Source organism: Treponema pedis, from assembly GCF_017161325.1.
Lineage (GTDB): Bacteria > Spirochaetota > Spirochaetia > Treponematales > Treponemataceae > Treponema_B > Treponema_B pedis.
Genome location: NZ_CP045670.1, coordinates 1645342 through 1668729, shown reverse-complemented (window position 1 = coordinate 1668729; position 23388 = coordinate 1645342). Strand labels below are relative to the sequence as shown.

23 protein-coding genes and 8 pseudogenes are annotated in these 23388 nt (G+C 33.8%); all 31 read right to left on the bottom strand.

Annotated elements, in window-relative coordinates:
• Nucleotides 1-332: 332 nt before the first annotated feature.
• Nucleotides 333-464: pseudogene (locus DYQ05_RS14645) on the bottom strand (RHS repeat domain-containing protein); the annotation flags it as partial.
• A 222-nt stretch (nt 465-686) separates the two neighbouring features.
• Nucleotides 687-860, bottom strand: coding sequence for a hypothetical protein (locus DYQ05_RS13875; protein WP_252723294.1), 174 nt, complete (start codon nt 858-860; stop codon nt 687-689).
• A gap of 27 nt (nt 861-887) precedes the next feature.
• A complete protein-coding gene (locus DYQ05_RS13870; protein WP_024466003.1) occupies nt 888-1331 on the bottom strand; it encodes a DUF3997 domain-containing protein in 444 nt (147 codons plus the stop codon).
• Nucleotides 1332-1341: 10 nt separating this feature from the next.
• The gene (locus DYQ05_RS07615) at nt 1342-1830 is read right to left on the bottom strand and encodes a hypothetical protein (protein ID WP_206183199.1); all 489 of its coding nucleotides are present in this window, start codon (nt 1828-1830) and stop codon (nt 1342-1344) included.
• A pseudogene (locus tag DYQ05_RS07610) lies at nt 1823-2251 on the bottom strand (RHS repeat domain-containing protein); the annotation flags it as partial. The gene DYQ05_RS07615 and the pseudogene DYQ05_RS07610, both read right to left, overlap by 8 nt.
• Nucleotides 2252-2658: 407 nt before the next feature.
• A complete protein-coding gene (locus DYQ05_RS07605; protein ID WP_024470409.1) occupies nt 2659-3474 on the bottom strand; it encodes a hypothetical protein in 816 nt (271 codons plus the stop codon).
• Nucleotides 3465-3800, bottom strand: coding sequence for a hypothetical protein (locus DYQ05_RS07600; protein ID WP_024470382.1), 336 nt, complete (start codon nt 3798-3800; stop codon nt 3465-3467). Before DYQ05_RS07600 ends, DYQ05_RS07605 begins: the two co-directional genes overlap by 10 nt.
• Nucleotides 3801-4073: 273 nt before the next feature.
• Nucleotides 4074-4589 (bottom strand): annotated as a pseudogene (locus tag DYQ05_RS13865) (RHS repeat-associated core domain-containing protein); the annotation flags it as partial.
• Between the two features lie 10 nt (nt 4590-4599).
• Nucleotides 4600-5040, bottom strand: coding sequence for a hypothetical protein (locus tag DYQ05_RS07590; protein ID WP_206183198.1), 441 nt, complete (start codon nt 5038-5040; stop codon nt 4600-4602).
• 91 nt (nt 5041-5131) lie between these two features.
• Nucleotides 5132-5989 (bottom strand): hypothetical protein, encoded by an 858-nt coding sequence (locus DYQ05_RS13860; protein ID WP_252723292.1) that lies wholly within the window; start codon nt 5987-5989, stop codon nt 5132-5134.
• 354 nt (nt 5990-6343) lie between these two features.
• Nucleotides 6344-7117: a hypothetical protein gene (locus tag DYQ05_RS07580; protein WP_020965401.1), complete on the bottom strand. Its 774-nt coding sequence runs from the start codon at nt 7115-7117 to the stop codon at nt 6344-6346.
• Nucleotides 7118-7655: 538 nt separating this feature from the next.
• Nucleotides 7656-7910 (bottom strand): annotated as a pseudogene (locus tag DYQ05_RS14640) (RHS repeat-associated core domain-containing protein); the annotation flags it as partial.
• Between the two features lie 15 nt (nt 7911-7925).
• Complete coding sequence (locus DYQ05_RS07570) at nt 7926-8510, bottom strand: hypothetical protein (RefSeq protein ID WP_206183197.1); 585 nt, start codon at nt 8508-8510, stop codon at nt 7926-7928.
• Between the two features lie 55 nt (nt 8511-8565).
• Entirely contained in the window at nt 8566-9072 is a 507-nt protein-coding gene (locus DYQ05_RS07565; RefSeq protein ID WP_206183196.1) for a hypothetical protein, read from the bottom strand.
• A 68-nt stretch (nt 9073-9140) separates the two neighbouring features.
• On the bottom strand, nt 9141-9410 hold the full coding sequence (locus tag DYQ05_RS07560; protein WP_020965399.1) for a hypothetical protein: 270 nt from the start codon (nt 9408-9410) through the stop codon (nt 9141-9143).
• Between the two features lie 487 nt (nt 9411-9897).
• A pseudogene (locus tag DYQ05_RS14635) lies at nt 9898-10197 on the bottom strand (RHS repeat-associated core domain-containing protein); the annotation flags it as partial.
• A complete protein-coding gene (locus tag DYQ05_RS07550) occupies nt 10190-10744 on the bottom strand; it encodes a hypothetical protein (RefSeq protein WP_206183195.1) in 555 nt (184 codons plus the stop codon). The gene DYQ05_RS07550 and the pseudogene DYQ05_RS14635, both read right to left, overlap by 8 nt.
• Before the next feature lie 107 nt (nt 10745-10851).
• Nucleotides 10852-11334 (bottom strand): M91 family zinc metallopeptidase, encoded by a 483-nt coding sequence (locus DYQ05_RS07545; RefSeq protein ID WP_206184117.1) that lies wholly within the window; start codon nt 11332-11334, stop codon nt 10852-10854.
• Nucleotides 11326-12249: pseudogene (locus tag DYQ05_RS07540) on the bottom strand (RHS repeat domain-containing protein); the annotation flags it as partial. The pseudogene DYQ05_RS07540 and the gene DYQ05_RS07545, both read right to left, overlap by 9 nt.
• A gap of 50 nt (nt 12250-12299) precedes the next feature.
• Nucleotides 12300-13247: an ankyrin repeat domain-containing protein gene (locus DYQ05_RS07535; protein WP_187289342.1), complete on the bottom strand. Its 948-nt coding sequence runs from the start codon at nt 13245-13247 to the stop codon at nt 12300-12302.
• Nucleotides 13247-14332, bottom strand: a pseudogene (locus tag DYQ05_RS14725) (RHS repeat domain-containing protein); the annotation flags it as partial. The pseudogene DYQ05_RS14725 and the gene DYQ05_RS07535, both read right to left, overlap by 1 nt.
• 605 nt (nt 14333-14937) lie before the next feature.
• The gene (locus DYQ05_RS07520; RefSeq protein WP_020965392.1) at nt 14938-15492 is read right to left on the bottom strand and encodes an Imm42 family immunity protein; all 555 of its coding nucleotides are present in this window, start codon (nt 15490-15492) and stop codon (nt 14938-14940) included.
• Nucleotides 15493-15628: 136 nt separating this feature from the next.
• A complete protein-coding gene (locus tag DYQ05_RS07515; RefSeq protein ID WP_024466007.1) occupies nt 15629-16177 on the bottom strand; it encodes a hypothetical protein in 549 nt (182 codons plus the stop codon).
• Complete coding sequence (locus DYQ05_RS07510) at nt 16168-18009, bottom strand: RHS repeat domain-containing protein (protein ID WP_252723290.1); 1842 nt, start codon at nt 18007-18009, stop codon at nt 16168-16170. The genes DYQ05_RS07515 and DYQ05_RS07510 overlap by 10 nt, the downstream gene beginning before the upstream one ends.
• 67 nt (nt 18010-18076) lie before the next feature.
• Complete coding sequence (locus DYQ05_RS07505; RefSeq protein WP_024466162.1) at nt 18077-18526, bottom strand: hypothetical protein; 450 nt, start codon at nt 18524-18526, stop codon at nt 18077-18079.
• Between the two features lie 4 nt (nt 18527-18530).
• Nucleotides 18531-18788, bottom strand: coding sequence for a hypothetical protein (locus DYQ05_RS07500; protein WP_206183194.1), 258 nt, complete (start codon nt 18786-18788; stop codon nt 18531-18533).
• A 13-nt stretch (nt 18789-18801) separates the two neighbouring features.
• Complete coding sequence (locus tag DYQ05_RS07495) at nt 18802-20982, bottom strand: RHS repeat domain-containing protein (protein WP_252723289.1); 2181 nt, start codon at nt 20980-20982, stop codon at nt 18802-18804.
• The gene (locus tag DYQ05_RS07490; RefSeq protein ID WP_206183193.1) at nt 20930-21310 is read right to left on the bottom strand and encodes a hypothetical protein; all 381 of its coding nucleotides are present in this window, start codon (nt 21308-21310) and stop codon (nt 20930-20932) included. Before DYQ05_RS07490 ends, DYQ05_RS07495 begins: the two co-directional genes overlap by 53 nt.
• Nucleotides 21291-21659, bottom strand: a complete 369-nt coding sequence (locus DYQ05_RS14625; protein ID WP_225969248.1) for a polymorphic toxin type 44 domain-containing protein — start codon at nt 21657-21659, stop codon at nt 21291-21293. Before DYQ05_RS14625 ends, DYQ05_RS07490 begins: the two co-directional genes overlap by 20 nt.
• 222 nt (nt 21660-21881) lie before the next feature.
• Nucleotides 21882-22481, bottom strand: a pseudogene (locus DYQ05_RS14620) (RHS repeat domain-containing protein); the annotation flags it as partial.
• Between the two features lie 346 nt (nt 22482-22827).
• A complete protein-coding gene (locus tag DYQ05_RS07470; RefSeq protein ID WP_020965387.1) occupies nt 22828-23388 on the bottom strand; it encodes a hypothetical protein in 561 nt (186 codons plus the stop codon).

The following is a 23388-nucleotide window of genomic DNA, read 5'->3' as shown; positions in this document are numbered from 1 at the left end:
GTAAAAAATTTAGGCTTTTTCATTCCATCAATCCCAGAATATTTATGATATAATGTATCATGCAAAGGTAGTTGTTGTTCATTCATGCGATTAAAAATAACCTCTCCCATCCCCCTATTTTCCTTATCATCATTTCCTTTTGCTTCACTATAAATTGCAGAAACAAGTTCATCAAAGTGCTTTGAACTAATATAAGAACCGTCAGGATTTGTCAAATAACCTAAAGATTGTAATTCTTTATTATTATCATATTTATATGTAAAAATTTCAACTCCATCTATGCCGTCATCAATATGTGCAATAAATACTCCATCATCCATATATCTATCGGTTCTCCCATCCGGATCAATATATTTCACCGGATTATTTCCCGCATAATGATAAACATGTAAGTTTACAACGTTAAACACACCGCCCATACCAGGCAGGTTCTCATTGTGCTTCTTCGCTTCATCATCTATCGGCACCGTCTTTAGAAGAGAGAAGAAACTTTTGTCAGATAAAAGTTACCTTAAAGCTGCACCGGTAGCTCTCTCCCTCCGCTATAGCCTCTCCTATCTTCAAAACTGCTGCTTTAAAGCCGGTGCAACCCCCTTGCCCTTAAGAATCCCGAAGCGTTCTTATAGCTTTTATTATTACATAAAATATAAAAGTACACAAGTATCGGCACTGCGCTTATTTCGACGCTACAGCGATACCGCTCCAATCTTTTTGCTGCACTTGTCTTCACAGGCAAGGCTCTTTCCTCCGGTCAGAGCTTGCTTTTTGCTTATACACACCGCAAAAAGGATTTTTGCTTCAATCGCTGTCTGTGGAGTGAGATAGTTAAGTTGTGAATAAATGCTAAGTTTTGTTTTCATAATTTTATTATTTCAATAGCTTCATCATTAATAATTCTTTTGAAATTTATACATTTCCGAACTCAAAACCCATGTTATATCTTTTACCACAGGTATATTTGTTTCGATGAAAAGTTCGTTGATATCTTTATAAGGCCCAAAACTTTTCTTTTCCTTAGAATCAACTAAATAATAATCTTCCATTACAGTCTTTCCCTCTTTATAATCAGCTACATCATCATGGGAAATATGACGAGCAATAATATATCTGTCATCATGCCATACAGCTGTAACATAAGGCGGAACACCTATCAATTTATCGTCTAAATATGTTTTTAAGGTCGAACCATCTTCTGTAAAACCTATATGTATATCATCGCTATTAATATGCCACACCTCATACCCATTAACCAATACATACGACCAGTCCAATAATCCCGGACATGAAGTTAGCAGAGCCAAAAAAAATACTAATAAAATTTTTCTTCTCATTACGACTTCCTTATTCTATCTTTTGTATTACATATGAAAACGTCCAATAAAATGGGGTTATAGAACCTTCTTTTTCTCTATCATATCCCCAGTTATTTAACATACTAGTAATAGAACCATCTGAACGTTTTTCATCAAAATTATACTTATCCATTATTTTGACTAAGATTGTATATACCGTAACTTCCTTCGTTTCAAAAAAAGTCTTTTTTTCCACCTTATCTGACCGTATAGTAATTTCGTACTTAGCTTTACCTACAGCCAATCTTAAATCACTATCTTGAAATCCTTCATAAAAATGGATATCGTCATAATAAGTTTTCTGTTCTACTCCTAAAGTTTTAAAATCATCCAATAACTTATTAATTTCTGAATTCATCTTAGGAGAATTTAAAAAGCTCATAAGAAAATTCATACTTTTTGAATAGTCCTGTGTCTTTCCTTTACCAAAAAAAGCATCAAATAATATTTGGACAGCGGCACTATGAACTTTCTCCATCCGGGTCCGCATACTTTATAGGATTATTCCCCGCATAATGATAAACATGCAAGTTTACAACATTAAACACGCATCCTATTCCGGGTAAGTTTTCATTGTGCTTCTTCGCTTCGTCATTTACCGGCGCTTGCGGTATATACTCATTAAGTGCAGGGCCACCTGATAACCATCTCGAATACTTCGGGTCAAGGTACCTAGCTCCATAATAATACAGCCCCGTATCTTCATCAAGCTCCTTACCTGTAAACCTGAACGGTAACTTATCCATTCCCGGTGTAGCCTCTTCTATCAGCCCTTCGGGCTGCTTTGCAAGGAAATTATTATACATCGTCAAAAACAGCTTTGCTGTTTTTGACTTATAAGTCCATAGTTCCCCGTAAGGTATGTACTTTATATGCTCACACTGTCTGCCACTCCTATCTTCAAAATTGCTGCTTAATGGCCGGTGCAAGCATCTTGCCCTTAAGAATCCAGAAGCTTTCTTATAGCTTTTATTATTGTACAAAATATAAAAGTAAACAAGTATCGGCACCGCGCTTGCTTCAAAGCTGCGCCTATAGGCTTGCTGCCCCAATACCGCTTCAATCTTTTTGCTGCATTTGTCTTCATAGGCAAGACTCTTCCCTCCGGTCAGAGCTTGCTTTTTAGTTACACAAACCGCAAAAAGATTGGGCTGGAAGTTCGACTTTGCCTCACTGCATGTACCGCTTCAATTGCTGTCCGAATGAGATAGTTGGATTGTAAATACAAATAATGATTTAATTTGATATTGTTAATTTTTCCCATATTTATTTATACTAATAGCACCTCAAAATTATTTATTTTAAATTATGCAATAAACGAGATAAATAGAGCAAGTATCAACACAAAACCCATCATCACATTAGTCATTAGAAAAGATTTAAGATATTCAATAAGCTCGTTATACTTTCCAGAACTCCAATACTCCTCAATAGCTTGAATAACTTTGTTAACATCTTTCCCTGTTAGTTCTTTAGTAAAAGAATAAAATGTATCCCCCTCTATCTTCTTCTCTTCAAGGAGCTTTTTTTGTTCTTTAGGTAAAATTGGAATTTTATATTTTTTTATTCTATATGTTTCCATTGAAGAATTTTCAACTAAGTATTCCAAAAATAGAAAACCGTTATCAAATTTAGTATTTTTTCCTATGCAAAACCAATAGCATGCAGCATGGAACATATCATCCGGTAAAATAAGCACATAACTTTTATCAGGATTAAATATGTCTACTACCGAAATATTTAAATCTGCACACAAAACCAACTCATTCTTCAAGTCTATAAAGTTAGTTGCAAAAAATAATTCCTCTGAGATTCTTTCACGTTTAATTGAAAAAAAGTATGATGAAATGTCGGGTGCAAAAACACTACCAAAATCAATTCTTAATAAATCATTATTCAGCCAGTACATTCTTGGCTCAGGCTGACTTATCTTTTTTCCTATCTTTATATTTTGTTTCTTTCTTATATTCACAACTTCAATAGTATATAAGTTTTCACATTCTTCACTTATACTAATAATCCAGTCATCTTTCTTTTCAATAATTCGAAAAGACTCACCATAAACTATAGATATAATATATAAAAACAACAAAAAAATAAGAGATTTTTGTTTTAGGGCCATTGACGACCTCCTTGCTTTTGGATCCATTCATTGCTTAATTTAAAAAAATCAGCTGTTCCTATCGAAATGGTTTTTATAAATGGATCTGATATGGATATTTTATGACTCCAAAACATAGCTCCATCTGTCATAAAATTATTGCCACTCAAACCATATATAGCCCCTGCTATTGCATTAGCCAGAGCTCTATCTTCACCAAGACCCATTTGCGGAAGGCCAGCACCTTTTTGCTGCGATTTTAAGGCATCTAACCCCATAAAAAAACGACGAGTATTAAGCCCATCAAATCCTGCTAATGGATGATTTAAAACTCCCTCTGATGACAATCATGTTTCATTCATCCTATTTTTAATAACTTCACCCATCCCCTTAGCCTCATTAACTCCATTAGCTAATTTAGCTTCAGAAAAAATAAGAGCAACAATATTATTGAAATCAGAAGCACTCATAATTGAGCCATCTTGATTTTTTAGATATCCATGAGAATCCTTTCTTGATGTTGCTGAACCTACATATGTAAATTCAACTACATGAATACCATCAATATTATCATTTATGTGACCAATATAATCTCCATCAATTGTATATTCATCACTTCTCCCATCCGGGTCAATATACTTCACCGGATTATTTCCCGCATAATGATACACATGCAAGTTTACAGTGTTGTATATGCCACCCATTCCGGGTAAGTTCTCGTTATGCTTTTTAGCCTCATCATCTATCGGTGCTTTTGGTATATAATCATTTAACGCCGGGTCTCCCGACAGCCACCTACTATACTTCGGGTCAAGGTAGCGTGCGCCGTAATGATACAGCCCCGGCTCCTCGTCAAATTCTTTACCTGTAAACCTGAACAGTAATTTATCTATTCCCGGTACAGCCTCTTCTGTCAGCCCTGATGGCTGCTTTGCAAGGAAATTATTATACGTCGCCAAAAACAGCTTTGCTGTTTTTGACTTGTAAGTGTATGTATAGTTCCGCCTGTAATCATAGAGGTCTTGCGGATTTGTCTGTTTCGTTTCTTTAGGGGCGTCAAGACCGAAGCCGTAATCTGTTGAGTATACTCCGCTTTCTTTATCATAGTTATAGGTAAATATAAACTCTTCCTCATCTTTTAAATACTTATTCATATACTACCTTAAGGTCATTACTAAAAAGTAGTTTCTCATACTTTTTATTTACAACCCAATAAATTTTATAAATTTTTCTTTCCCCTTTTTGTATTCCTATCGGCTGCATAAGGAAAGAAACAAAAGTATCATAATAGGTTATTGTTGAAATAATTTTTTCATTATGACATAACCGTATTTTTTGTAATTCAAAACTTCCATTCCTTTCACTTACATTGTCAATGATAATTGTAGCATATATAAAAAAAGCTTTTTCTTCTTCTATTCCTATTAATTTCAATTTAGCTCTCATATCATCAATATAAATATTTAAAACAATATTATCAATATAAATTTTTTGCTCTATAGTTTGATGTATTTTTGTGTAACAAGAAACTAATGAAAAAGATAATAGTATACAGTATAACAATTTATGGGCCTTATTTATTAACATCGATATCCCTTTCTTTATTCTGTAATTGTTTATAATAATCTAAAGGATACGGACCATTAGGTATTTTCATTTTAATATGCTCCTATGTTTTTTATAATCTACTGAATTTAATTCCACATACTTCAAATATATTTTCTTCAAATGTTTTTTCTTCTTCTATCCGATAAAAATGCCTATCCTTTTGTGGAACAAATTGATTAAAATAATAATATAATTGTTTAGCCCACATATAAGTCTCTGCATTTGCAGTATCTCCATACACAACATTAGCATGCTTTTTATTACATATACGCAAATAAAATTGTTGATTAATTCCTCGTATATCAGAATATTTTTTATGACTATTATTCGATATTAAGCTTAGATTTATTTGTTTACTAATAATATGAAATTCATCTGGGGTCAATTTACCCACTAAGTTATGTTGAGACTTTGAATTAAAAAACACAATGCATTTTTCATAGTTTTTTGAAGCAAGGAAAATAATATGCCAATGAAATTTATTATCAACATTATTGCTTATTCTTGCAGGAACAGCTATTTCGTAAAATTCCCATATATCATCATCATTAAAATATGATTTTAAAAATACAGTCCCCGATGTTTTGTCGAATGGCAAAACTCGAAGTTCAAAGGGGCGTAAGCACCTTTGAACGGCAGACTGCATATACTTGTTTATCATTATAATATAAAAGTAAACAAGTATCGGCATCGCGCTTGCTTCGAAGCTGCGCCTATCGGCTTGCTGCACCAATACCGCTCCAATCTTTTTGCTGCATTTGTCTTCACAGGCAAGGCTCTTTCCTCCGGTCAGAGCTTGCTTTTTGCTTATACACACCGCAAAAAGGATTGGGCTGGAAGTTCGGCTTTGCCTCACTGCATGTACTGCTTCAATCGCTGTCCGGAGGAGATAGTTGGGTTGGGAATAAATGTAAGGGTTTGTTTTCATAATATTTTTAATACTTAGTTATTTAATTAAATAGTTTTTAATTTTACCTCTAAGTTTTCTATATTTTGACAGTCGTAGTTTTATACTACCAAGTCACATCTAAACCATTTACACAATTTATTTTATTGTGTCATTAAAAATTTAATAAAACTTTCAATAATGCTATCAACATGAATATATTATACATGATAATGATAAAAACATAAATACTTTTTTTATATAACTCTTTGAAAACCAGTGCTCTAAATATTAGGAATATACTTCCTATCACCATTAAAAATAAAAAAATAAATATTTGCTCAATCATCATTTACCTCATTCAATTAATTTTTTTATAATTTAAACGCATTTTTATTACAAATTCTCTGCAATTTCCATAATATCCATTTCATGTCTAAAGTGAGGATATCTCGGATCATTTGCATTATACTTATAATCGGGAACGGTTTCTCTTACTTTTATTCTTATCTTCCTACCTTTTCTATTGCCATATATGAATAAAACGCTTTGACCGGCTCCTTTAAAATTTGGAAAATCATCTAATATAATAAAAATATACTTTTCTGTTTTTTTAAACCATCGAATAGTATTTGAATAATAATCAAAAATTCCTTGACTATGTTGAAAAATATTTATTGATTTATTTGTATCAGGAAAATATTCATAAATAATATTATTATCGGCATAATATAAATTGCCGTCTTTATCAGTTTGAGAAACCTTTCCGCTTCCTACTATACTAACCTTATTGGTATTCAAATTTACAGCATAAATATTACTGGTTATAACTGAATATTTTTTAACAGCATTGTTAATACTTTCAGTAATAGTTTTATAATTTACACCATTGTATAAAATCACATTGTATTTTTTAGAATATGCCAGACATGAATAAAATGCAGGAGGTTTGTATTCTTTAAATATCTCTTTTATATTAATATTTTCATTTTTATATCGCTTATCTGTTTTATAATTATATGTATAAATATCACCATCAAAAATAAATATAATATCTGTATTGTCTAAGATGTCAAAACAAAAAGCTGCTTTGTGCGGCATACGGATATACCGCATAAGCGTTTGATCTTTCGCATTTATATAAAAGATGCCGTCAAAACCTGCGGTCAATATATGGTCCTTATCAATAAATTTAGGCGGATAATTACAACCGCTTACAAAGTCATGTTTGCTTGTCCCCTCTAAGATTGAGCATTTGGATATGTAAATCCAAATTTATTAGGAAAAACTTACCTTTTTTACCATGGTCAAGAATTTTCCCTGTTAAATCTGCACAATTTTCTTTAATATTATCTGGGTATATTGTAATTACAGCTTTCGAACCTTCCATGATTCCCGCATCTGTCATATCAAATTCCATCTCCATGTTCCCTGCAAATATACTATATGGCAAAGGAAATCTTTTATCTGCATATTCTTTCAATTTTTCATCTTCACATGGCTTAGTTGATATCCTATATCCTCTGTTATAACCATAATTGGAAGTCGAACTATTTTTCTCCATGAAAATTGCTAGTGTATCAAATTTTTCTGGTTCATTTGTAGAAAAATAACCATCTTTACTATAATACATCCATCCATCAGTATCATTTCCAATTAATACAGCATTATGTCCAAAACCAAAAGCTCCGCTTTCTCTATTCAATAAAATTATATCCCGTCCATCCGGATCGATATACTTAACCGGATTATTCCCCGCATAATGATACACATGCAAGTTTACCGTGTTGTATATGCCACCCATTCCAGGTAAATTCTCGTTGTGCTTCTTTGCTTCGTCATTTACCGGAGCTTGCGAAATGTACTCACCTAAGACAGGGTCGCCTGATAACCAGCTACTATACTTCGGGTCAAGATATCTCGCGCCATAATAATAAAGCCCCGTCTCCTCGTCAAGCTCTTTTGAAACGGCGGGCAATTACTGCGTCGCTACGTAAAACGAACTCGACGTATACCCGATACGCCTGCGGTTAATTTTTTTTCTCTCCCCAGCCATAGATGGCGGCGGTTTTGGCCTTGAGAGTTTTGCGTAAGCAAAACTCTGAGATGAAAAAGGTACAAGGCTGTAATTTTTCATCGGCCTATTTTCAAAAATCCTGTCAATGGGGCTATTTAGTAAATTTAAAACTTCAATCCCCGATGTTTTGCCGAATGGCAAAACTCGAAGTTCAAAGGGGCGTAAATACCTTTGAGCGGCGGACTGCTCAATTTTGTTTTTTAGCATTACGAAGAAAACAAAATTGAACACCGCGCTTGCTTCGAAGCTGCGCCTATCGGCTTGCTGCACCAATACCGCTCCAATCTTTTTGCTGCACTTGTCTTTTTCAGGCGGTGTTTTTACGTAAGCGTTTACGCTGCCGCTCCAAAAACCGCATTTGATTATACAAACCGCAAAAAGGATTGGGTTGGAAGTTCGGCTTTGCCTCACTGCATGTACTGCTTCAATCGCTGTCTGTGGAGTGAGATAGTTAAGTTGTGAATAAATGCTAAGTTTTGTTTTCATAATTTTATAAATCCTATTTGATTTCTCAAAAATCAATCATAGTTTATATAATTTCTTATTCATTTTTAAAATAGTCTTCAAAAATTTTTCGGTACAAAATATCATTTTCTATTTTTTGATTAATATAACCGAAAATGCTATTAACATAATCCATAGTAAGTTTTAAATTATGTTCTAGTGTCATAGCAATATATGGCAATCCTAATTCATCTAATGGCATAGGATTAGCTCTAATACAGTTTATTCTATTTAAACCAGTCATTATAATGTTATTATGTACAACAATAGAAAAAAAATATTTTCCATCACTATTTACACTAGATATATCTTTAAATTTATTTTTAAATTCATCAAACCATTTATCATTTTCAAATATAAATTCTTGTTTATAACCATCAAATTTTTTGAAATTATCAAAATAGAATATCATCTCAGGATTGTTAGTTTTTAAGATAGTTTGAATATCATTATTAGTTAAATATTCTACCGTAAGTGAATCATCATGCTCCCATAATATTATAGCAGATAAATCATTTTCCTCAGCATGTAATTTTAAAATCATTATAATCTCAATTAAAAAAATTATCATTCTCTGTCTTATTTTCCTATTTACCATAGTTTCACATAGCCTTATATAAAAACTTTCATAGCAGATTTAAAATTCGACAACATTTTACAATGTACTTCATTGTAAAATGGTTGTTCAGAACCAGATGCAAATATTTCTTCAAAATATGACCAATATTGAAAAAATTCATCTTGAAAAACCTCATCTGAATCATCTTTTATAATCTTAAACAGCCCCCAAGTATTGTCTAAAAATTCATCAATATCTATATCTTTATAATAAAATTTAATTATTTCTTCAATAATTCTACAAACATACAAATCAAAACGCATAATAACCTCTTTATTTTTTCATAACCGTTATGACTTTACCAACCTCATTAACAACAACTTTAGCTTCTTTTGTCAGATATACAAAAGTCCCAGGTTTACTTCCATTAGATTTTATACCATTTTTTATAGTCTCTTCAACAACCATTGGAACAATATTTCTTTCTGCCATTCTTTCTAAAGCATACTTAGAATATTCACGACCTCCTACTACAACTACTTCTTCTGTTATTTTTTTCGCTGCTTGCTTTGCAAGAAGTTTAGTAGTAATTAATTTTGTCAGCTTAAAAAGACTTTTTCCAATTAGAATAGCATCCATCAAAATCATATTAGCACTATTCGGATCAACAATTTCGCTTCTACTAGATAACTTTCGAAATGAAACTTCATCTTCATACCTGTGCAATACGGTATCAGGATGTTCTTTAAAAAAATCTTGAAGTTGCTCCCATGTATATTCTCGTTGTAGCATCCAAGACTTATCATATTGTTCTTTAGTTATGGAAGCATCATAATTTTCCCTTCCATCCGGATCGATATACTTCACCGGATTATTCCCAGCATAATGATACACATGCAAGTTTACAACATTAAACAGTCCTCCCATACCCGGTAAGTTCTCGTTGTGTTTCTTAGCTTCATCATTTACCGGAGCTTTGGGTATATAATCATTTAATGCAGGGTCTCCACTCAGCCATCTTGAATATTTCGGGTCAAGGTACCTTGCACCATAATAATACAGCCCCGTCTCTTCGTCAAGTTCCTTACCTGTAAACCTAACATCAATCTTCTTCGTATACAAAAACTTCAGAATTGCTAACATAGTATTTATTTAAAATTAATTTGGGCATTTTATAATAAAGTCCTTCTTCACCTTTCTTATAAAATACAGCTTCACCATTCTGCATAATATATGTATCTTTAATACATTTCAGATTTTTGTAATAAACGTCTATTATCATTCCCCCCTCCCAATACAATTTAATACCTTTATAATATTTAATTTTTACTTTATTATTTCTTATTTTTGCCCGTTTAGCTGAATATAATAAAGTCATAAAGCGTGCAAGCTGAGCACTGTTTTCGGGTAATTCTATCTTTATAGGATTGCTATTTCTAATATTTTCTTCTGAAATCAAATCATGGTATGGCGAACTTCCGCCAAAAAAACATTCTTCACCCCAAAACCAGTTGCCGTCTACAATATAAATATTAACCAACTCGACTTCATCAATTTGATTTTTATATTTTATATATTCCAATTTATAGGATTTGCACGAAAACAATGTTAAAATTACAGTAATCATCAAGCTCAAAAATAATTTTTTTTTCATCATCATTTTCCTCCTTGATTATTTTTAAATCTTGGTGGTACAGGCTCTTCTTTAAAGCTCATAGGGAATAAACCTGCAGAAATGTAGTCACTTCGTATAGGTTCACCTAGCTATATAGCTGCTCGATTTGTCATTTGAACGGCATTATACTCTTCTGCATTATACCATTTATACTCAACACTCTTATCTTTAATACGTTCTTGTAATTTATATTCAACTAAGTGTCCATATGCATGGCAGATTTCATGAAATAATGCCGTATCAGGGCTTCCATAAGAACCAGTTCCATCATTTATAAAATATACTGAATCGGGATCATAAAATATATTTATATTTTTAGAAGCAAAGAATCTAGGTATACTATATCTTGTAATATGAGATTTTTTTATTGTGGCAATGTTTTTTGCCTGCGAAACGCTTTCTATAATATCTTTTGCATACGAGCTTTCTTTCAAATAAATAAAACTATCTTTCACGGAATTTATAAATTCATCTCCTGTTCCGTATTCACGTGTACGTTTATTGTAAAAATCATTCTTTTCATCATCCCATATATAAGTGTTTCCATCTTCACCTATAGCTCTGATTTCCATTCCATCCGGATCAGTATAAGTAATAGGGTTATTACCTCCATAGTGATACACATTTAAGTTGGTTGTATTGTAAATTCCCCCGGAACCACCATCTTAATCTTTTGAAATGTAGTCACCTAACGCAGAATCACCGCTTAACCACCTACTATACTTCGGGTCAAGGTACCTTGCACTATAATAATACAGCCTCGTCTCTTCGTCAAGCTCTTTACCTGTAAACCTGAACGGTAACTTATCAATCCCCGGTGCAGTCTCTTCTATCAGCCCTTCGGGCTACTTTGCAAGGAAATTATTATATGTCGTCAAAAACAGCTTTGCTGTTTTTGACTTGTAAGTCCATAGTTCCCCATAAGGCGTGTACTCTATATGCTCGTATTGCTTCCCTCTCCAGTCGGTTACAAACTGTGCACTGCCTAAGTGGTCACTATGGTAGTAGTAACGTTTTTCCTTTTGTTCTTCGTTATCGCCGTAGTTATTTGCATGTATCATCTCTTTTGAAAATATACACGCCGTCTGCGGCGGCGCTTCAAAAAAATTAATCCTCAACGTCCATAAAGTACGCCTGCGGTTAATTTTTTCTCGCTCCTTGCATCCATCATGTCTATTTCCAAAAGGCATTATTTTTCCGCTTCCGTCCATCCTGTCCGTAAGCGGAAAAACCTCTGATAAGATGCTTTTATTTAATAATAACTTTCTTTTGGCAGACTGCTCAATTTTGTTTTTTAGCATTACGAAGAAAACAAAATTGAGCACCGCGCTTTTCAGGGCTTCGCTGTCGCTTCGGTATCTTTCCGCAGAAATTACTGCGGAAAGATGTACAGCAAAAGCAATTTTTATAAATTGCTTTTGCTCCCTTGCAATCGCTGTCCGAATGAGATAGTTCGGTTGTGAATAAATGCAAGGTTTTGGTTTCATTGTTTATATTAATTATCTCTTTATCGATAAACTTAAAATAAAGTTTTCCATTAATATTTTTCCGAATACTCTTTCCAATTATCAGGATACAAGTCCCTGATTTTAGTGAGTATACTATCAGGTATAGATGTATTCCAATAATCAACACCTTGTTTTTCAAACTCCTTAACGATATCCATCTTTTTTTTATATTCAGGCGAATCAAGAGGATATAGCCATTCTCTCAAAGCATAAACAGGATATTGAGGTATTTTTTTACGTTCTCTGCCTCTAACGGATTCGGGAAAATAATAGGGATCGGTTACCGTTGCTTTACATTCAACAATGAGGTAATATGCCATATCAATATCCGAAAACCTTAAAGCTCTTATTGCCGCAGTAGACCCGTTAATATCTTTTTTGTTTATGTCGGCGTGAGCCTTTTCTATAAGGAATTTCGCCTTTGCCGGATTTGCTTTTTTTGCGGGGATATAAAGTGTCGGAAGTGTCATAAGCGGAGTTTGTCCGTCGATAAATGAACTGAAAACAGGAGTACTTCTCCCATCCGCTTGAATCATATCGGGAAGAATAACAGCTGTTGTTCCGATATTAGGGTCCGCACCGTAATCTAAAAGCAGTTTCAAAAATGTAATATCAACATCTTCATTTTTTGTCGCAATAAAAAGCGGAGTTTCTCCTCCAACCGATGACTGCACATTCGGATTCATACCGGCCTCCAGTAATGCCTTGACCGATTTAAATTTTTTAAGCCCTACAGCCCAATGAAGCACCGTATAGTGATATTCATTATCCTCCACATACATAGCACCGGAATTTTCCATGCATATTTCTTTTATTTTTGGAACATTTTCATGCATCACGGCTTTTGCAATTTCATATCCTTGTGTTCCTTTAAAATTATCTATTGCATTTTGCACTAGATATAAATCATCAATTACCGAACAAGCTTGCAAAAAAAATATAAAAATAATGCTCATACTTATAATTCTCTTTTTCATTATTTTATCCCTTTCCATTCCATGCCTTTGATTACCGAAGACATAGAATGATTATTAATAGATGATATTATATTGCGCCGTCCTAATAAAAGATTAAATCCTACTGATGACCATGGAATCGGAAGCATAATTTTTTTATCAATCGGTTTCGACAACCCCCCGAAAATATTATTCAAAATTTCACCTCTAACAATGTAGGCACTCATATTTCCTTTATAATTTTTTAACGATAAACCATAAGAAGCAAGATTTACGGTGGCAGGATTAAAAATCACAGCATTTTTTCCTGTAGCAATCGCATTTGCAGCAGCTTCAGCACCGCCTTTAGAATGACCAGTAAAAGTTATATCTGAATCAGAATAATCTTTAACAAATTCTTTTGCAAAATCAATAGATGCCATCATATCACCTGATTTTCCAAAGGGTTGAGATATATTTTCTCTCCAATCAGCCATAAATAAAGGATCTGTACCTTTATTAGCCAATGTATATTCCTTTTTTCCATCTACAACTCTAGAATACACGCCTATAGCTCCACCTTTATTACCATTTGATAAATATTCGATACTTTCTCGCTCCCATCCACCAGGCAAATCTTTCTCATTTTTTTTCCCAGCCGCATATGCATAAACATCATTAGCCATATATGCAGCTTCTAAATCTGATGGGCTCAAACCATCTGGATCTACATATTTAATTGGGTTATTGCCACCGTAATGGTATACGTTAAAGTTTACCGTATTATATATACCGCCCTCTCCTACAGAAGAACCAGCCATGTAATCATTCAGTGCAGGATCACCACTCAGCCACCTACTATACTTAGGATCAAGATACCTCGCCCCATAGTAGTAAAGTCCTGTATCCTCGTCAAGCTCTTTCCCCGTAAACCTAAACGGCAGTTTATCAATTCCCGCAGCAACTTCTTCTATCCATAGCTCTCCGTAAGGTGTATACTCTATATGCTCATACTGTCTGCCTCGCCAGTCGGTTACGAATTGTGCACTTCCTAAGTGGTCGCTGTGGTAGTAGTAACGCTTTGCTTTTTGCTCATCGTTATCTCCGTGGTTATCCGTATGCGTCATCTCTTTTGAAAATATGCGGGCAATTACTGCGTCGTACGGCAAAAAAGTGTCCTCGACGTATACCCGATACGCCTGCGGTACTTTTTTGCCTAACTCCTTGTATCTGCTCCGCCTATTTTCAAAAGCCCTGTCAGTGAGGATTTCAGATAGTGATAGCTTTTTGCGTAAGCAGCTTTGAGCGGCAGACTGCTCAATTTTGTTTTTTAGCATTACGAAGAAAACAAAATTGAGCACCGCGCTTTTCAGGGCTTCGCTGTCGCTTCGGTATCTTTCCGCAGAAATTACTGCGGAAAGATGTACAGCAAAAGCAATTTTTATAAATTGCTTTTGCTCCCTTGCAATCGCTGTCCGAATGAGATAGTTCGGTTGTGAATAAAAATAACTACTCTTCATTTTCTCCTAATTCTTTTACTAATTGCTTTGTTACTTCATTTCCATTACGTGCTGCTTTCTTTATCCAAAGGCGGCATCTTATTTTGCTATATTCACCATCTTTGGCAAGTAAATATTTACCATATTCATATTAACATTCTGTGCTATCTATCATTGCCAATCAATGCCAAATACTTTCACTATTCTTATAAATAAAAAGAAATAAATTCTTTTTATTTCTTTTTATTTTTAGAACATTCACTAAGTATTGTTTTCAATGTTCTTTTTATAATATTATCAAATTTCTTTCTCGACATTATAATACTATTCACATTTATTATCTCACGTGTTTCAATTGTCATCTGAAAACCAATCAGCTTTACAAAAGCTTCATTACGAAACAATAACATAAAACTTCCATCATCAAATGCCGACTCAGAATAATCCCTCAAATCAAAAAAACTATTAATAAAGTTTTTTTTATCAATTCCCAAATATGTTTTGCCTATTGCATCATTATCACTATCTTCATAAGTCGCTTTTTGATAATTTACAGCAATTTCATAATCAGAATATTTATGGAAAAAATTTTTTCTCATTATATTTTCTGTTAAGAGATTCTTAAGACCAAATACTATACCTCCGTATAAAGTAGAATAAGGATATTCATAACCATAAGGAAAACCATTTAGAAAAATGCGATATGCTCCAGATGCAATAAAATTATTATCATAAAACTCATCAAATAATAATTCAACAGCAAATTTTGATTTATTTCCAATTATCATATATCTCCTTTAGGCATAGATCTGATTGTTTTATGTATATACCCTGGCATTTGCTCAGGCTTTCCTTTAAAACTTCCATTACTTACACAATTTATTTTACAAAACCGCTATATTATCTCTAGTATTCATACCACATTCAATCTTCAAATAAAGTATTAATTAATACTTTATAACTATAAACCTTTGTATAATTACCATTTTCTGGTAATGATATCTTTAAATTTTCATTATTCTTTTCTACATCAGGAAGAAGCACACGATATCTAATTTCTAATAACTTTGTAGTAGCAGGTATTCTAAAAGAATTTGTATATGGTTGATAAAAACCATTTTTATTCTCTATAAATAAAATACCTCTTCCATCATTATATATATAATAATCTCCTATCAAATACCAATACATTTTTATTTTTGCTTTTGCTTCGAAAGATTTTTGATAGCTAACATCTATAAATGTTATATCTCTTACATCTTCAAAACTATCAATAGAGATATCATCAGCTTTAATTTCCACGATGTCTAATGCCAGAGAGCAAGTCTCTCCAAACAAAATATTTTGTTCGTTCGGTACATCATATTCCAAATTTACCGAAAACATAGTTAAATCTTCAGCAATAATTATTTTTGCAAAAGCAAAAATTAACAATAAAAAATAATTTTTTTTTGACATATTCGTTATTTCCATCTCTCGGCAGCTCCACCTGGTATAGACCTATACCCACCAAAGGCATCAAATTCTCCAGGTTTAACAAACCATGAGTTTGTTTCTTTATTATACAAGGGCATATCCCATAGATTTTGATATTTTGCTCTTTGAGGTAAACCAATAAAATTACGATACTCATTTTCCATTGCTACAGCTTTTTGTTCTTCGTAGAATAATCCCATCCATTGTTCTCGCGATGTTTTTTTGCTTTTTCCACTTCCGTCATAAGTACTGGTACCTTGCGCATTTGAATACGCATGTCCTGATATCTCATGAACCAAAGATGCCCTTAAGTCTTTTTGTATACCATCTTTATACTTTCCTATATCATTTATATTGATATTAACAATGGTATCACTACCTTTACCATTCTGAGCATTATCCCAATTTGTAGCAGCAGCATTTGTGTCTCCAGAAGTTTTTACATTTATAACAACTAAACTATCTTTTGAGTTTATTAAATAAGCAAATCTTTTTCCAGCTTCTGTATTTGATGCAACAATTTCTTTTGCATAATTTTGTATCTTTTTAAAATCTTGATCACTTACACCATCACCCTGCACCCAAAAAATTTCCCGCCCATCCGGATCCACATACTTCACCGGATTATTTCCCGCATAATGATACACATGAAGGTTTACAACATTAAACACCCCGCCCATTCCAGGTAGGTTTTCATTATGCTTTTTAGCCTCATCATCAATGGGTGCCTTGGGTATATAATCATTCAGTGCAGGATCACCACTCAGCCACCTACTATACTTAGGATCAAGATACCTCGCCCCATAGTAGTAAAGTCCTGTATCCTCGTCAAGCTCTTTCCCCGTAAACCTAAACGGCAGTTTATCAATTCCCGCAGCAACTTCTTCTATCCATAGCTCTCCGTAAGGTGTATACTCTATATGCTCATACTGTCTGCCTCGCCAGTCGGTTACGAATTGTGCACTTCCTAAGTGGTCGCTGTGGTAGTAGTAACGCTTTGCTTTTTGCTCATCGTTATCTCCGTGGTTATCCGTATGCGTCATTGCAGTTACTAATCTTGAATTCCCCACAAATATGTGTTTGTGTACTCTTAAGCCTTGCGGGTTATCTTTGTCGTATATCGGAATATGTATCGTAAAGAAATTGTTAAAGTATAAGGTTTCGCTTCTTCCTTCTTCAGTATACTTTAACGCTCTCTGCCCGTCTTCACCGTAGCGGTAGTGCACCGTGTAGTTTTTATCGCTCGATTTAGTGAGTAAATTTTTTTCATTCAAGCCCTTACGGGCTTGCTGAGTAAGGAAATTATTATACGTCGTCAAAAACAGCTTCGCTGTTTTTGACTTGTAAGTCCATGTATAGTTCCGCCTGTAAGAAAAAAGGTCTTGCGGGTTTGTCTGTTCCGTTTCTTTAGGGGCGTCAAGACCGAAGCCGTAATCTATTCCGTATACATCTTCTTCTTTTGAAAATATGCGGGCATCTCCTGCGTCGCTACGCAAAAATAAATGCTCGACGTATACCAGATACGCCTCCGCTTTATTTTTACTAGGCTCCTTGTATCTGCTCCACCTATTTCCAAAAGTCCTGTCAGTAGGATTGTTTAATAATAGTTTTGTTTTGGCGGACTGCTCAATTTTGTTTTTTAGCATTACGAAGAAAACAAAATTGAACACCGCGCTTTTCAGGGCTCCGCTATCGCTTCGGTATCTTTCCGCAGAAATTACTGCGGAAAGATGTACGGCAAAAGCAATTTTTATAAATTGCTTTTGCTCCCTTCCAATCGCTGTCCGAGGAAGATAGTTGGATTGGTTGAATAAATAAGTAGTTTTCATTTTCTAGTTTTTCAAAACCTTAATTATAAAATTATATATATTATTTTCTAGTTATTAACATATTATTTTAAATAATTTTTTTACATAGTTTTTTCAAACTAATTATCAATATGGAACCTAACACATATCCAATATCAAATACAATAATAAAGTATCCATATGTAAATAGAAAAATACTAGGTATCATAAAAATTCCTACATAATATCTGACTGAAATTAAACCTAAAATAATATTTCCTATGTAGATAATACAGCCAATACCAAGTAGTATCTTATGTAATATAATAACATCTTTCAAAAATTTTTTTAAGTTGTCATAACTTACGATAGAAATAATTATACTAATAAAAAAACCTAAAAAAAAGAAGCCGCGAGGTTTTATCAATTCTTTAATAAATAACAAAATTAAATTACTTCCATTCATCCGTGCAAAAATTATTAACATAACTATATTTTGAAAAAATACACATCCAATAAGCCAAATTCTAATAGAGGTATGATTTTTCTTTCTTGACATAAAATCACCTCAAAATATCCAATGTATAAAATTTATTTCCTGTTACATATTCTTTAGTAAATTCCTCATATTGTAAATTTGGATCAGTATGTTCACCAACAAAAGGACGATGATTTACTTTTGGTTTTTCTATCTTTAAATCACCAGCACTTATAATCCCCGCAGTCAAATCAACACAGTTTTCAGAAGAATTTTCATTAGCATCAGGAAATTTTAAGTTATTTTTCATAAGATATAAGTATAGTTCAATTTTACTATCCATTACTTTTTTTCGCTTACAGAGTAATTTTTGAATAATTTTTATCACCATAAGCTTTCATTTTTTTATCTGTATTTGAATCTGTTGTAACTCTCCAGCCTTTATCATACTTACTAAGTAATTTTTTATTTTCTTTTATGAAATCAGCTAATGTTGCAGCATCAATCCTTACATTACTTAATGGATTCTCTTTTGAATAATAGCCCCATCCATCTTTATCGTTCTCCACAAGAACAGCATTGTGACCAAAACTAAATCTTCCAATATCTAAAGCCACTGATTGATTCAACAAAATTATATCCCTCCCATCAGGATCGGTATACTTAATCGGATTATTGCCCGCATAATGATATACATGTAAGTTTATCGTGTTGTATACTCCTCCCATGCCCGGCAAATTCTCATTATGTTTCTTAGCATCATCGTCAATAGGTGCTTTTGGTATGTAGTCATTTAAAGCCGGATCACCTGACAGCCACCTCGAATATTTCGGGTCAAGGTATCTAGCTCCGTAGTAATACAGTCCTGTCTCCTCATCCAGCTCTTTCCCCGTAAACCTGAACGGCAGTTTGTCCAATCCCGCAGCAACTTCTTCAATCCAGAGTTCTCCGTACGGCGTATACTCTATATGCTCGTACTGTCTGCCTTTCCAGTCTGTTACGAACTGTGCACTTCCTAAGTGGTCACTGTGATAGTAGTATCTCTTTTCCTTTTGCTCTTCATTGTCTCCACTGTTATCCGTGTGGGTCATCGCTGTTACAAGGCGGCTGTTACCGACAAAGATATGTTTATGCACCCTTAACCCTTGCGGGTTATCTTTGTCGTATATCGGAATATGTATCGTAAAGAAATTGTTAAAGTATAGCGTTTCACTTCTTCCTTCTTCAGTATACTTTAACGCTCTCTTCCCGTCTTCACCGTAGCGATAGTGTACCGTGTAGTTTTTATCGCTCGATTTAGTGAGTAAATTTTTTTCGTTCAAGCCCTTACGGGCTTGCTGAGTAAGGAAATTATTATACATCGCCAAAAACAGCATGGCAGTTTTTGACTTGTAAGTCCACATATAGTTCCGCCTGTAAGAAAAAAGATCTTGCGGGTTCGTCTGTTCCGTTTCTTTAGGGGCGTCAAGACCGAAGCCGTAATCGGTTGAGTATACTCCGCTTTCTTTATCATAGTTATAGGTAAATATAAACTCTTCCTCTTCACTAAAGGGTCCGTCTTTTTCCGCCGTTATGTTTCCGTTACCGTCATAACGATAATACCTGTTCCCCGCTCTTATTAACCTGTGCGCATATTTACTGTCATATTCATAATCTAGGTTGTAATCTAGGTCGGCTTTCTTATATGCATTTCCCCTACTTCCCGATAAATTAGTCGTGCTCATTTTATTCATCATATTTCCTATGATGTCGAAGTTAAACTCCTGTTTGTACTTTGCTATGTTTACAGGACTCATTCCGAAGTATTTTTTCCCCTTGTATTGTTTACTCTCTCCTTCTACACTTATAAGTTGATATAGGTTATCGTATTTGTACGCTTGAGTTGTCTCATAAGTGCTTGCATCATTCGTGTAACCGAGGACGTTTCCTACAGGGTCAAATGAGTACTTTATTTTTTGAAAAACGTCTTGACTTTGTTTGTTTTCAGTTTCTATTGTATCAAGCCAACGCCGCTTTTCATCGTACTTGTATCTTGTTTCCACTCCGTTTCCGTAACGTATGTACACCCTTTGTGCGTGTTCGTCCTCTTTTGAAAATATACACGCCGTCTGCGGCGTCGCTTCAAAAAAATTAATCCTCAACGTACATAAAGTACGCCTGCGGTTAATTTTTTCTCGCTCCTTGCATCCAACATGTCTATTTTCAAAAGTCCTGTCAGTGAGGGCATTCAGTAAATTTAAAGGTTTAATCCTCGATGTTTTATCGAATACTCGAAGTTCAAAGGTGCGTAAGCATCTTTGAGCGGCGGACTGCTCAATTTTGTTTTTTAGTATTATGAAGAAAACAAAATTGAGCACCGCGCTTTTCAGGGCTCCGCTTTCGCTTCGGCATATACCTGCAGAAATTACTGCGGAAAGATGTACGGCAAAAGCAATTTTTATAAATTGCTTTTGCTCCCTTGCAATCGCTGTCAGAATAAGATAGTTAGACTGTGAATAAATGCAATGGTTTATTTTCATAAACAAAATTATAACCATAATACGAATCAATTTTATAAAATATATCTTTATCAGAATAAGAATGACTAACAACTATATTATTATCTTTTAACTTAATAAATACATTTCTCATTCCTTTTGCAATAAAAATATTTCCTTTATCCCTATTAGTTATTTTTTTATTCCCTTCAATAATACTAATGTTCATAGAATAATCCGATGTAGCTCCAACATTTTTTACAAATACAATAACATTGAAGTCATTAACTTCAAGCACCTGCTTTACATCAATTTGAGAATCTTCAGTACAAGAAATAAGAAACACCAGGAAAAATAAAAATAAAAGTTTATTTATTTCTCTTTTCATATAACTGAATTCCTTTTTTTATCATATTATAATCATTTGGATCATCTCCATAATATGGAGGTTTATCCCATTCTGGTAATGAGGTTCCTGCTGCCTTTTGTGCTTTTCCAGCTTGTTTAAATAATAATTTTTCTGATGCCCACCAAGCAGCCTTTCCAACATATCCATAATTAATATTTCCAGGTGCATCTCCTGTTATAATTTCACCATTAAAAAAATAATTATTATACTTTCCAGATTCATATATAGTTCCCTTTTGATTTTTATAATCCCAATCACCTTTATTTCTAACTTTTTTTCTGAATGTAAATGGATTAAGAATAGCAGAATCAGAGGCGTTTGCTTCCATTTTTGCCATTAAATCATCCGTAATATCAGGAATAACAGAATCAGGAGCTTTTAGTCTATCGCCTGGCTTTATTAAATTTGGATTGTTTAAATTATTTAGTTTTGCAATATCATCTACTCTAGATTGAATTTCTTTATCAGATAAATTCGGAGACTGTCCTTTAACAATATTCCATAAATTATCGTCCTTTTCGACAATGATTATTGGGGCATTATCTTCAGTATCTAATGTATACATACCCGTAGGATCAATATATTTAATCGGGTTATTTCCGCCATAATGGTAAACATTAAAGTTTACCGTATTATAAATACCGCCTTCACCGACAGAAGAACCTGCCATATACTCACCCAGCGCCGGATCTCCTGACAGCCACCTTGAATACTTCGGATCTAAGTACCTCGCCCCATAGTAGTACAGCCCCGTCTCTTCGTCAAGCTCTTTCCCTGTAAACCTGAACGGTAATTTATCTATTCCCGGTGCAGTCTCTTCAATCCACAGTTCTCCATAGGGTGTGTATTCAATATGTTCGTATTGCTTCCCTCTCCAGTCCGTTACGAATTGTGCACTTCCTAAGTGGTCAGTGTGGTAGTAATACCTCTTCTCTCGTTGTTCATCATTATCTCCATGATTATCTGTATGCGTCATTGCCGTTACAAGGCGGCTGTTTCCTACGAATATGTGTTTGTGTACTCGCAAGCCTTGCGGGTTATCTTTGTCGTATATCGGAATATGTATCGTAAAGAAATTGTTAAAGTCTATTAGGGGTGAAAAGACACTTTTGTCAGATAAAAGTTTCTTTCCTCCCCTATAACCCCTCCTATCTTCAAAACTGCTGCTTAAGGGCTCTGCCCTTAAGAATCCCGAACCTTTCTTATAGCTTTTATTATTACACAAAATATAAAAGTACACAAGTGTCAGCACCGTGCTTGCTTCGAAGCTGCGCCTATATGCTTGCTGCACCAATACCGCTCCAATCTTTTTGCTGCATTTGTCTTCACAGGCAAGGCTCTTCCCGCCGGTCAGAGCTTGCTTTTTATTTAAACACAACTCAAAAAGGATTTTTGCTTCAATCGCTGTCCTGAAGAAGATATAGTTAGACTGCTTTAATAAATAACTGGTTTTCATAATTTATTCTCAACCTAATAAATATCTCATTACCGTAAAGTTAACCCCATTGCACATACTTATTATTTCCATAGTTATCATAATAAACCATTGGAAAATCTAACACAGATATTCTATGTTCATAAAAATTTATAATGTCAGTTATAAATTTTCTGAATTCTTTTTGAAATATTGTGTGCTGCAGCTCTTTCAAAAAATATATAAATTCCTCGTCTACAGTATAATTATTACAAGCTTTTATCAGTTCGACGGACAGCGGAATATCCATTGGCATATATAGCTTAAGTTGCTCGAACAAAAAATTATACTCTTTTTCATCAGGATATTTCCCCAACAACGATACACAAAATAAATCATATTTAGTATGTTTTCTTATATGGTCTTTAAAAATGTTCAATGTGTATTCCATTTCTTCTTTAGACATCTTATAATTAAATAAAACATCTCCTAAAAAAAAATTTTGTATTTCAGGAGTGTCTACATTACGTTCCTTATCTATCATAAAAGAAATCTTCATAAGATCGCCTGTATATGAAATAAAATCTTTGCTATCCTCATGTAAAAGCGGCAATATATTTTCTTTAAAAAATTTACTTAACAT